The organism is Pseudomonas sp. Marseille-Q5115, from assembly GCF_916618905.1.
Taxonomy (GTDB): domain Bacteria; phylum Pseudomonadota; class Gammaproteobacteria; order Pseudomonadales; family Pseudomonadaceae; genus Aquipseudomonas; species Aquipseudomonas japonica_A.
On sequence record NZ_CAKAKI010000001.1, the window covers coordinates 4,122,191 to 4,134,424 of the forward strand.

Consider the following 12,234-nt stretch of genomic DNA (forward strand, 5'->3'; position numbering starts at 1 on the left):
TTGACCCCAGGCTAAGGGTTCTTTTTCTGCAGATAACCGGAGCAATTGCCATGCCGAAAGTTGAATGCGCATTCAATAAAGCCCAAAAACGACGTCGCAATCAGTCTAGAGCCGACATCGCCATTACCGCGCCCGACACCCATGACGCGCGGTCGCTCACCCGGCGTTGAGCACTTCGGTAGCAATGCTCGGCGCAAGCGTGGCCTACCCAGGGAAACGCTGTCACCCAAGGACGCATCTGCAGCCACTGATAGGCGCCTCGACGCGCCAAAAGGCAGCGGCCCGTGGGCCAATGGGCAAAAAACGCGCAGCCTCATGCATTGCACATGGCCATCAACTGGGCGCCTGTGCGCCTGAGGAGCGCCGCTGGCAGACCCGCTAGCACTAACACTCGATAGCACTTACCGCCAGGCCACCTCGCGAGGTTTCCTTGTACTTGTCATGCATGTCGGCACCCGTGTCGCGCATGGTGCGAATAACCCGGTCCAGTGAAATGAAATGGCTGCCGTCACCCCGAAGCGCCATTTGCGCGGCATTGATGGCCTTGACTGCGGCAATGGCGTTTCGCTCGATACACGGCACCTGCACCAGCCCGCCCACAGGGTCGCAGGTCAGGCCCAGGTTGTGCTCAAGGCCGATTTCAGCGGCGTTTTCCAACTGCGCCGGGGTGGCCCCAAGCACGTCCGCCAGGCCCGCCGCGGCCATGGCGCAGGCACTACCCACCTCGCCCTGGCAGCCCACTTCAGCACCCGAGATAGACGCGTTCTTCTTGCACAGAATCCCCACGGCCGCCGCGGCCAGCAGGAAATTCACCACGTCGTCATCGCTGGGGTGTTCGCTGAATTTCATGTAGTAGTGCAGCACGGCGGGAATGATCCCGGCAGCGCCGTTGGTGGGGGCCGTAACCATCCGGCCACCGGCGGCATTTTCTTCATTCACCGCCAAGGCAAAGAGGTTCACCCATTCCATGGCCGTGAGCGTAGAGCCGATCACGTTGGGCTTGCCCAGCTCCTGCAGGCTTCGGTGCAGCCGCGCGGCCCGGCGGCGTACGTTCAGCCCGCCCGGCAGTACGCCCTCCTCCGCCAGGCCCTGATGCACACAAGCCTGCATGGCAGCCCAGATGGTCAACAGCCCCGCCCGGATCTCTTCCTCGCTGCGCCACACCTTTTCGTTCTCCAGCATCAGGGCCGAAACGCGCAGGCCATGCAGCTCGCACAACTCGAGCAGCTGGGCGGCCGTATCGAAATCGTAGGGCAGCTCGGTGGAGTCGTTGTCCAGCCGGCCGGACGCGGCCTGTGCGGCGTCCACCACAAACCCGCCGCCTACCGAGTAATAGGTTTCTTCCAGCAGAGCCCCCTCGGCCCCTTCAGCTACAAGGGTCATCGCATTGGGGTGATACGGCAGGTTTTCATCGAGCAGGCGCATGTCCCGTTGCCAGTCAAACGCCACCGGGAACTGGCCGTCGAGCATCAGGGGTTCGCCGGCCTTGAGCGCCGCCACCGCAGGCAAGATGGTGTGCGGGGCTACTGTGTCAGGCCAGGCACCGCTGAGCCCCATGATCACGGCGTTGTCGCTGCCATGGCCAATACCAGTTGCAGACAGCGAACCGTATAGCCGCGCTTCCACACGTTTTACCCGGGCAAGCACCTTGAGTTCACGTAAACGCGCGGCGAACAGTGCTGCCGCGCGCATCGGGCCCACGGTATGAGAGCTGGATGGCCCGATGCCGATCTTGAACAGGTCGAACACACTGATTGCCATGGCCGGCAAACCTCCTGAATGCGCCGTTGAGCGCCGGTTGAGACGGCCGCCAGGCTAGATCGGCAGCCGTCCTTTGGCTGCATCATTCGCCTTTTGCCGGGGCGCGAGGAGTCTGCAACCGACCCAGCCTTGCTCGCCAGCGCCCAGCGCCCTCGCAGGGTTTTACCCGTCCGAACGCGGCTGTAGCGGGATTCCGGGGCACGCCGAGGCCGGCCGGTGGCTGGATACGACCTCATCGGTACTGGATACGACCCCCCCTGTACTGGATGCGACCCACCCAGTAGGCGTTTGCCCGGCGCTGTTGGATGATCAAAAGCGTCCCGTTTGAACGGCGCCCTGGCTGGCGCGATTGTCCGCCCTGGCGACAGCGACGGCCCGCACTTCCCATAACGGCATTCGCCGCATAGAAAACACCAAGGAGTCCACCCGATGAGAGCTGCACCATCGCTATTGCTGGCCGCCGCGTTGTGTCTACCGGTGGCCGCCCAGGCCGCGGACCCGGCGCAATGCAGCACCGTGAACTTCTCTGATGTCGGCTGGACCGACATCACCGTGACCACCGCGGTGACCAGCGCGGTATTGCAATCATTGGGCTACAAGACCAAAACCACCATGATCTCGGTGCCAGTGACCTACAAGTCGCTGGCGGACGGCAAGAACATGGATGTGTTCCTGGGCAACTGGATGCCCACCATGGAAAACGACATCAAGGCGTACCGCGAGGCCGGCACCGTGGAAACCCTTCGGGCGAACCTGGAGAACGCCAAGTACACCTTGGCCGTGCCCCAGGACCTGTGGGACGCCGGCCTCAAGGATTTCGCCGACCTGCCAAAATTCAAGGACAAGCTCGACGGAAAAATCTACGGCATCGAGCCCGGTAACGACGGCAACCGCTTGATCCAGTCGATGATCGATAAAAACGCCTTCGGCTTGAAAGATGCAGGGTTCAAGATGGTGGAATCCAGCGAGGCGGGCATGCTGGCCCAGGTGGACCGTGCCGAGAAGCGCCACACCGGCATTGTGTTCCTGGGCTGGGAACCACACCCCATGAATACCCGTTTCAAGATCAAGTACTTGACCGGCGGCGACGACTTCTTCGGGCCGAACTTTGGCCAGGCCACCATCTATACCAATACCCGCAAGGGGTATGCCGAGCAGTGCCCCAACGTTGGGCAACTGCTGAAAAACCTGTCCTTCACCCTGAACATGGAAAGCGGGCTGATGGGCAATGTGCTGGACGACAAGATGAAGCCAGACGCTGCGGCCAAGGCCTGGCTGAAGAAAAACCCTCAGGTGCTCGACACCTGGCTCGCCGGCGTAACCACGCTCGATGGCAAGCCGGGGCTTGAAGCCGCCAAGGCCAAACTTGCGCAATAACTGCTGAACCTCCGGCAGCCAGCCTGCCGGGAACCGCTCTCCACCGCAGGCAGGTACCGATACCATGCTGACAGACCATAAACTTCCGCTAGGCGAACACATCGCCGCCTTCGTCGACTGGCTGACCCAGCACGGCGCCAGCGTCTTCGACTGGATCGCCTCGACCCTAGAGGCAATGATTCATGGCCTCACGGCCGGGCTCACGTGGTTCCCGCCGCTCGCGCTGGTCGCCATCTTTGCCGGGCTGGCGTACTACATTCAGCGCAAGATCAGCCTCACGATATTCGTCGCCTTGTCATTCCTGCTCATCCTCAACCTGGGGTACTGGCAGGAAACCATGGAAACCCTTGCCCAGGTGACCTTCGCCACCGTGGTGTGCGTCGCCGTTGGGGTACCGCTGGGCATCATTGCGGCCCACCGCCCGCTGTTCTATACCTTCATGCGGCCTGTGCTGGATTTGATGCAGACCGTACCCACCTTCGTCTATCTGATCCCTACCCTCACCCTGTTCGGGCTGGGCGTGGTGCCGGGGCTTATCTCAACGGTGGTGTTCGCCATCGCTGCACCGATTCGCCTGACCTACCTGGGCATATGCGACGTGCCGCAAGAGTTGATGGACGCTGGCAAGGCTTTCGGGTGTTCGCGCAGGCAGCTGCTATCACGCATCGAGCTGCCCCACGCCATGCCCAGCATTGCCGCCGGGGTAACCCAATGCATCATGCTGTCGCTGTCGATGGTGGTAATTGCCGCCCTGGTAGGCGCGGACGGCTTGGGCAAGCCGGTGGTGAACGCTCTGAACACCGCTGACATTGCCCTCGGTTTCGAAGCGGGCCTGGCGATCGTGCTGCTGGCGATCATGCTGGACCGTATCTGCAAACAACCCGATGTAAAAATCGGAGGTGACGCATGAGCATCATTCGCTTCGAAGACGTAGACGTCGTATTCAGCAAGCATCCAAAGGAAGCGCTCAAGCTGCTGGACGAAGGCCTGAGCCGGCCGGAAATCCTCAAGCGCACCGGCCAGGTGGTGGGGGTGGAGAAAGCCAACCTCGAGGTAAACAAGGGCGAAATCTGCGTACTGATGGGGCTTTCGGGCTCCGGCAAATCGAGCTTGCTGCGCTGCATCAACGGCTTGAACACGGTCAGCCGCGGCAAGCTGTTCGTGGAACACGAAGGCAGCCAGATCGACATTGCCTCCTGCACCGCCGCTGAACTGAAGATGATGCGCACCAAGCGTATCGCCATGGTGTTCCAGAAGTTCGCACTCATGCCTTGGCTTACCGTTCGCGAGAACATCAGCTTCGGCCTGGAGATGCAGGCACGGCCTAGCGAAGAACGCCGACGGCTGGTGGACGAAAAGCTCGAGCTGGTGGGCCTGACCCAGTGGCGCAATAAAAAGCCGGACGAGCTCTCCGGCGGCATGCAGCAACGGGTAGGGCTGGCCCGGGCATTGGCCATGGATGCCGACATTCTGCTGATGGACGAACCTTTCTCCGCGCTGGACCCGTTGATTCGCCAAGGCTTGCAAGATGAGCTTCTGGACCTTCAGCGCAAGTTGCAGAAAACCATCGTGTTCGTGAGCCACGACCTGGACGAAGCGCTCAAGCTGGGCAGCCGCATCGCCATCATGAAAGACGGCAAGATCATCCAGTATTCGCGCCCGGAAGAAATCGTGCTCAACCCGGCCGACGATTACGTACGCACTTTCGTAGCCCACACCAACCCGTTGAACGTGCTCTGCGGCCGCAGCCTGATGCGACCGTTGTCCGCCTGCAGCCGCCTGGACGGCGAGGTATGCCTGGACCCAGGCAGCAACGCCTGGTTCGGCTTGAGCGAACAGAACACGCTCAAAAGCAGCCGCCTGGGCGATGGCCCGATGGATGTGCAAACCTGGCAACCCGGCCAGCCTGTTGAAAGCCTCGGCCGCCGCCCAACGCTTGTGGGCGCTGAAATCGGTATGCGCGAAGCGCTGGAGATCCGTTACCACACCGGCCACAAGCTGGTGCTGCATGAGCAGAACCGCATTGTGGGCATCCTTGGAGATACCGAGCTGTATCACGCGCTGCTGGGTAAAAGCCTGGGGCATCCGGCTGAGGCGCCCCCCCTTCATGACGCCGTAGTGCCATTGCGCAAAGCCAATTGACAGGCAGCCGCGGCCCACGCGGTAAACTGCACTCCACCCCAAAAGCGACCCCCGAGGTCGCTTTTGTTATTTGAACGGTCAATCAAAATAAATTAGACTGGCCCCGCTGTTGTCGAGCACTGCTCGTTGCCGGGCCATGAGGAGAGCACCGATGCCAAAGGTGGGAATGCAGCCCATACGTCGCCAGCAACTGATCGAAGCCACCCTGCAGGCGGTGGATCAGGTAGGCATGGCCGACGCCAGTATCGGGGTAATCGCCAAGACCGCCGGCGTGTCCAACGGCATCATCAGCCATTACTTTCAGGACAAGAACGGCCTGATCGCGGCCACCATGGGCTACCTGATGCGTGCCCTGGCAATCAGTGTCGCCGAGCGCCGCCGTGCGCTGGAAGACAACAGCCCCCGGGCGCATTTGCGGGTGATCATCGAAGGCAACTTCGACGCCAGCCAGGTCAACGGCCCGGCAATGAAAACCTGGCTGGCCTTCTGGGCCGCCAGCATGCATCAACCGTCGCTGCACCGGTTGCAGCGGATCAACGACCACCGGCTGTATTCGAACCTGTGCTGCGAGTTTCGCCGGGTTCTGCCCGTAACCCAGGCGCGTAATGCCGCGCGTGGCCTGGCTGCGCTGATCGACGGCCTGTGGCTGCGCGGCGCGCTTTCCGGGGATGCGTTCGATACCGAGCAGGCGCTGCGCATCGCCTATGAATACCTGGACATGCAACTGGCGAAACCCGAGCTCGCCGCCTGAGCTGGCGGGCCGTTTCGCCTTAACCTGGTGCTCCTGCCTTTTGCGGAGCGCCCTCGGACACTGCGAGGAACGACATGGCCCGTTTCGGCTTGCAAAAACTCTATATCGACGGCGGCTACGTGGACGCCAGCGGTGAAGGCGTCTTCGATGCCATCAACCCGGCAACCGGCGAAGTGCTCGCCCAGGTGCAGCGCGCTACTGCGGCAGACGTGGAAAAAGCCGTAGCCAGCGCCGAAAAAGGCCAGAAGGTATGGGCCGCGATGACCGCCATGGAGCGCTCGCGCATCCTGCGGCGCGCCGTTGATCTGCTGCGTGAACGCAACGATGGGCTTGCCACCCTGGAAACTCTGGACACCGGCAAGGCCTATTCCGAAACCCGCTACGTGGACATCGTGACCGGCGCCGACGTGCTGGAATACTACGCCGGCCTGGTGCCTGCCATCGAAGGCGAGCAGATTCCGCTGCGCGACACTTCCTTCGTCTATACCCGTCGCGAGCCGCTGGGCGTCACCGCTGGTATCGGTGCGTGGAACTATCCGATCCAGATCGCCCTGTGGAAATCCGCGCCGGCACTGGCCGCCGGTAATGCCATGATCTTCAAGCCGAGCGAAGTCACTTCGCTTACCACGCTCAAGCTGGCGGAGATCTTCACCGAAGCCGGCCTGCCCGCCGGTGTGTTCAACGTGCTCACCGGCAGCGGCCGTGAAGTGGGCACCTGGCTGACCGAGCACCCGCGTATCGAAAAGGTGTCGTTCACCGGCGGTACCGACACGGGCAAAAAGGTGATGGCCAGCGCTTCCAGCTCCTCGCTCAAGGAAGTGACCATGGAGCTGGGCGGCAAGTCCCCGCTGATCATCTGCGCTGATGCCGACCTGGACAAGGCCGCGGACATCGCAATGATGGCCAACTTTTACAGCTCCGGGCAGGTCTGCACCAACGGCACCCGTGTCTTCGTGCCGGCCGCGCTCAAGGATGCTTTCGAAGCCAAGATACTGGAACGCGTGCAGCGTATTCGGGTAGGGGATCCATTGGACGAAGCCACCAACTTCGGCCCGCTGGTGAGCTTCCAGCATATGGAAAGCGTGCTGGGCTATATCGCCAAGGGCAAGGCCGAGGGCGCGCGCCTGCTGTGTGGGGGAGACCGCCTGCAGGATGGTGCCCTGGCCCAGGGGGCCTACGTTGCGCCAACCGTGTTCACCGATTGCACCGACGAGATGACCATCGTGCGTGAAGAGATCTTCGGGCCGGTGATGAGCATCCTTGCCTACAGCGATGAAGACGAAGTGATCCGCCGCGCCAACGACACGGACTTCGGTCTGGCCGCTGGCGTGGTTACACCCGACCTGAACCGCGCCCACCGCCTTATCCATCGCCTGGAAGCCGGTATCTGCTGGATCAACGCCTGGGGTGAATCGCCCGCGCAAATGCCAGTGGGCGGGTACAAACAGTCGGGCGTGGGCCGTGAAAACGGCATTTCGTCCTTGGCCCAATACACCCGGATCAAATCCGTTCAGGTGGAATTGGGCGACTACGCCTCCGTGTTTTAAACCCCAGTGCTCTGACGCCTGGCGTTCTCCTGCGGCTTGCCTACTTGGCAAGCCGCCGCATCCAAAAGGTGCCCTATGAAAAACGAATACGACTACATCATCATCGGTGCCGGCTCGGCCGGGAACGTGCTGGCTACCCGCCTCACCGAAGACGCTGGCGTGAGCGTGCTGTTGCTCGAAGCCGGCGGCCCCGATTACCGCGCCGATTTTCGTACCCAGATGCCTGCCGCCCTGGCCTTCCCGCTGCAGGGGCGCCGCTATAACTGGGCCTATGAAACCGACCCCGAACCCCATATGAACAACCGTCGCATGGAGTGCGGGCGCGGCAAGGGCCTGGGTGGCTCGTCGCTGATCAACGGCATGTGCTACATCCGCGGCAACGCGCTGGATTACGACGGCTGGGCTCAACTGCCCGGCTTGCAGAACTGGTCATACCTGGACTGCCTGCCCTACTTCCGCAAGGCCGAAACGCGCGACATCGGGCCCAACGACTACCACGGCGGCGACGGTCCGGTAAGCGTCACCACGCCCAAGGCCGGCAACAATCCGCTGTTCGCCGCCATGGTCGAAGCAGGTGTACAAGCGGGTTACCCGCGCACCGAAGACCTGAACGGCTACCAGCAGGAGGGGTTCGGCCCGATGGACCGCACCGTGACCCCCAAAGGCCGCCGCGCCAGTACCGCCCGCGGCTACCTGGATCAGGCCCGCGCGCGCAAAACGCTGACCATCGTCACCCATGCCCTCACGGACCGCATCCTGTTCGACGGCAAACGCGCCGTTGGCGTGGCGTATTTGCAGGGCGAAGGCACCACGCTTGTGGAAGCCCGGGCCCGCAAGGAAGTGCTGCTGTGCGCTGGCGCGATCGCTTCGCCACAGATCCTTCAGCGCTCCGGCGTTGGCCCCGCGCCGCTGCTCAAGGCAATGGACGTTCCGGTGGTACACGACCTTCCGGGCGTTGGGGAAAACCTCCAGGATCACCTGGAAATGTACCTTCAGTACGCCTGCACCCAACCGGTGTCGCTGTACCCGTCGTTGCTGTGGTGGAACCAACCGGCCATCGGCGCCGAGTGGATGTTCAACGGTACCGGCATTGGCGCAAGCAACCAGTTCGAAGCCGGTGGCTTTATCCGTACCCGTTCGGAATTCGCCTGGCCGAACATTCAGTATCACTTCCTGCCGGTGGCGATTAATTACAACGGCAGCAACGGCGTGAAGGAACATGGCTTCCAGGCGCACGTGGGCTCGATGCGCTCCCCTAGCCGTGGTCGGGTACAGATAAAGTCTCGCGACCCGCGCGAGCATCCCAGCATTCTGTTCAACTACATGGCAACCGAGCAGGACTGGCAGGAATTCCGCGACGGCATTCGCATCACCCGGGAGATCATGGCCCAGCCAGCCCTGGACCCTTACCGAGGCCGCGAAATTTCACCCGGCGCGCACCTACAAAGCGACGAAGAGCTGGACGCTTTCATTCGTGAACATGCGGAAACAGCGTTCCACCCTTCATGCTCCTGCAAGATGGGCACCGACGACATGGCGGTAGTGGATGACCAGGGTCGCGTGCATGGCATGGAGGGGTTGCGTGTGGTGGATGCGTCCATCATGCCGATCATCACCACCGGCAACCTGAACGCCCCGACCATCATGATCGCGGAGAAGATCGCCGACCGTATCCGCGGCCGCCAGCCGCTGCCACGCAGCACGGCCAGCTACTACGTGGCAGGCGATGCACCGGTCCGCGGCAAGCCGATGCGACCGGTGCTGCCCACCGAGCCGGCTATGGAGCACCCAAGCTTCTCGTAGCAGCAGGGCTTGCCCGCGACCAGGCGCTACAACAACCGGTCTTCCACGCCCAGCAGGTACAGCACGCCTTCCAGCCCCAGGGTCGAGATGGAATGCCTGGCCGAGGCCTTCACCAGGGGCTTGGCGCGGAAGGCCACGCCCAGGCCGGCAATCGCCAGCATCGGCAAGTCGTTCGCGCCGTCTCCTACAGCAATGGTCTGCTCCAGGCTCAAGCCTTCCCTTGCGGCCAGTTCACGTAACAAGTCGGCCTTGCGCTGGGCATCCACGATGGGCTCCACCGCCACACCCGTGCATTTGCCGTCTTCCACTTGCAGCTCGTTGGCGTACACGTAGTCGATGCCCAGGCGGGCCTGTACCTGCCGGGCGAAATAGGTGAACCCTCCGGACAGAATGGCCGTCTTGTAACCCAGCCGTTTCAGCCCCGCGAACAACGCCTCTGCACCGTCGGTGAGCCGCAGTGCGGCGCCGATTTCATCCAGTACGCTAACGTCCAGGCCTTTGAGCAGTGCCATGCGCTCTATGAAGCTCGCGCGGAAGTCGAGTTCGCCACGCATCGCCCGCTCGGTGATGGCCGACACCTGCTCGCCTACGCCCGCAGCCTTGGCCAGTTCGTCGATCACTTCGGCCTGGATCAGTGTGGAATCCATGTCGAACACAGCCAGCCGACGGTGGCGACGATTGATGTCATCCAGCTGCAGCGCGATGTCCACGTTCAAAACGCGTGCGGCTTCCAGGAGCTCGGCGCGCAAGGCTTGGGGGTCGGCTGGTGAGCCCTGCAGGCGAACGTCCACACAACCGTGAGTGGCCGGGGTAGCGCCGTCCAGATAAGCCAGGGCCGACAGGCGGTCAATGCGCTCCACCTCCAGCCCGTGGCTGGCGACAATCCGGGTTACCTCGTGTAGCTGGGCCGCCACAAGACCATGGGTCAGCACGCTGAGTACATACCTGGGCTGAGCCTGAGCCTGCGCCCAATGGGCGTACTCGGGCATGGCCATCGCTTGAATGTGCGCCTGAACACCAAGGCCCGTGCAGGCAGCCTCCAGGCTTACCTGCAGGGTTTGCGCGGGGGCCACCGTGAGCTCGACCACGGCCGTGAATGCAAGCGCGCCGTGGGTCACGTTCTGGCTGACGTCCAGAAGGCTCGCGCCGCCCTCGGCGAGCACGCCCATCAGTGCGGTGCTCAGCCCCGGCCGATCGCGGCCGGTGATGTTGATCAGGACGAATTCAGGCACGACCCACCTCGGTATTGGCAAAAAAAGCGCATTCTAACCAGTTTCCAGGCCTGGCGGCGCTTTGAACCCCAGGGGTCGATCGTTATACTGCGCAGCACTTCCAGCCTCAAGAGCCGAGCGCAGTGAACCGGCCCACGCCAGTCAAAAACGATAATTTCTTCCTGCTGATCTTTCGGGCCTTGCGTCATCGCCGCGTACCGATTGCCCTGCGCATCGCTACCCACAATGTGATTCTGGTCGCCGTGGCGCTGGTAATCTACGCGTGCGTGATGGGTTTGCAGTTCAAGCAGGCCATGCACGAGCAGGCGGATGCGCTAGGGCAAAGCCTGACCACGCAAACCGCCGTCTCCGCCACCGAGCTGCTGGTGTCCAACGACATCCTCAGCCTCAACGTGCTGCTGAATAACCTGGCCAAGAACCCATTGGTAGCCCATGCGGCCATCTATAGCGGGGACAACCGGGTGATCGCCGAGGCAGGGCAGAAGCCCAAGCCGGGTCTGTTGACCATGTCGGGGGGGGTATATGAAACCCGCCTGTCGTTCCAGGACGTGACCACCGGTACGCTGCGGGTCAGCCTGAACATGGAAGAATTCCAGCAGCCGATGACCATCAGCCTGCAGAGCATGGGCATTCTCAGTGCCATTCTGCTGGCCCTGGCGCTGGCCTTCAGCCTGCGTATTGGTCGCCACCTCACCACGCCATTGCTGCAATTGCGGGTGTGGCTGCGCCATATCGACCCTTACACGCCGGCGATCGAACGGCAGGATGAAATCGGCGACGTTGCCCGCGACCTGCATGCCCGCTATGCGCCCGAGCCTCCGCCAGAGCCGGAGCCTGAAGTTGTGGACGAGGAGGAGGAAGCTGCACCTGCCTTCGCGCCATTCACCGGCACCCCTGCCAAGCCAGCACCCGCTGGCCGGCGAGTGCTGGCTGATGAAGATGAAGAGGACGACGACGCGTTTGCCGATCTGGGTGATCTGTCTGTGCCCGGCCCCGCAGCCGAGGTTGCTACCCCGCTTGCCCCTTCCGTCCCCCAGCACAGTGTTGTGCTGGCTGTGCAACTGGGCTCCCAGGAGCAACTGAAGCGGTTGCCTCGCGCACGCTTGCAGGAGTTGGTCGATCGCTACCGTTCCTTCCTGAACCAGGCCGCTTCCCTGTACCAGGGCCATGTACAGCACCTCTCGGACGGCAGCAGCCTGGTACTTTTCCACAGCAACGACGGCGGTGACGATTACCTCACCAATGCGATTTGCTGTGGCGAACTGCTGCGCGCTCTTGGCCATGAGTTGCAGATAGAAGTAGCGGACAGCGGTATCACGCTTCAATTGCAGCTGGGCCTGGCCCTTGCCGGAGAACTGCACGGCCTGGACGAAGCCGCTGTGTTGGCAACCGAGCCAGCCCGCGCCGCGCTGGCCTTGTCGCAACACAGCCGCAACCTGCTGCTGGTAGAGCGCAAGGTGAACGAAGACCCGCTCATCCGCCAACGCGCGCGCATCCGCTCGATCGCAAGCCCGGAGGGTGCTTCGTGCGTAGAGCGTTTGCTGGAGCCTTTCCCGTCCCTGCTGGAACGTCAGCTGGCGCGCATCGCAGAGCGCCGCGTCAAGCCCTGAGGCGAGTGCCT

At 62.6% G+C, this 12,234-nt stretch carries 9 protein-coding genes; 7 read left to right on the top strand and 2 right to left on the bottom strand.

Annotated features, from left to right (window positions below; all coding sequences use genetic code 11):
- Window positions 1-384: 384 nt before the first annotated feature.
- Window positions 385-1,761, bottom strand: coding sequence for an L-serine ammonia-lyase (locus tag LG385_RS18855; protein ID WP_225775473.1), 1,377 nt, complete (start codon window positions 1,759-1,761; stop codon window positions 385-387).
- 429 nt (window positions 1,762-2,190) lie between these two features.
- On the opposite strand from LG385_RS18855, the gene LG385_RS18860 reads away from it, so the two are divergent.
- From LG385_RS18860 to betA, 6 genes are all read left to right on the top strand, one after another.
- On the top strand, window positions 2,191-3,138 hold the full coding sequence (locus LG385_RS18860) for a choline ABC transporter substrate-binding protein (RefSeq protein WP_225775474.1): 948 nt from the start codon (window positions 2,191-2,193) through the stop codon (window positions 3,136-3,138).
- A gap of 64 nt (window positions 3,139-3,202) precedes the next feature.
- Complete coding sequence (gene choW, locus LG385_RS18865) at window positions 3,203-4,048, top strand: choline ABC transporter permease subunit (RefSeq protein WP_181113470.1); 846 nt, start codon at window positions 3,203-3,205, stop codon at window positions 4,046-4,048.
- Entirely contained in the window at window positions 4,045-5,280 is a 1,236-nt protein-coding gene (gene choV / locus LG385_RS18870) for a choline ABC transporter ATP-binding protein (RefSeq protein WP_225775475.1), read from the top strand. Before choW ends, choV begins: the two co-directional genes overlap by 4 nt.
- 151 nt (window positions 5,281-5,431) lie before the next feature.
- Window positions 5,432-6,031 carry a transcriptional regulator BetI gene (betI, locus tag LG385_RS18875; RefSeq protein WP_181113474.1) on the top strand — a complete coding sequence of 200 codons (600 nt, stop codon included), beginning with the start codon at window positions 5,432-5,434 and terminating at the stop codon, window positions 6,029-6,031.
- 74 nt (window positions 6,032-6,105) lie between these two features.
- Window positions 6,106-7,578, top strand: coding sequence for a betaine-aldehyde dehydrogenase (gene betB, locus LG385_RS18880; protein ID WP_225775476.1), 1,473 nt, complete (start codon window positions 6,106-6,108; stop codon window positions 7,576-7,578).
- A gap of 75 nt (window positions 7,579-7,653) precedes the next feature.
- Window positions 7,654-9,381: a choline dehydrogenase gene (betA, locus tag LG385_RS18885; protein ID WP_225775477.1), complete on the top strand. Its 1,728-nt coding sequence runs from the start codon at window positions 7,654-7,656 to the stop codon at window positions 9,379-9,381.
- A gap of 26 nt (window positions 9,382-9,407) precedes the next feature.
- On the opposite strand, the gene serB is transcribed toward betA, so the two are convergent.
- The gene (gene serB / locus LG385_RS18890) at window positions 9,408-10,613 is read right to left on the bottom strand and encodes a phosphoserine phosphatase SerB (protein ID WP_225775478.1); all 1,206 of its coding nucleotides are present in this window, start codon (window positions 10,611-10,613) and stop codon (window positions 9,408-9,410) included.
- 122 nt (window positions 10,614-10,735) lie between these two features.
- Here serB and LG385_RS18895 point away from each other — a divergent pair, with 122 nt between their 5' ends.
- Entirely contained in the window at window positions 10,736-12,223 is a 1,488-nt protein-coding gene (locus tag LG385_RS18895) for an AhpA/YtjB family protein (protein WP_225775479.1), read from the top strand.
- Window positions 12,224-12,234: the final 11 nt, after the last annotated feature.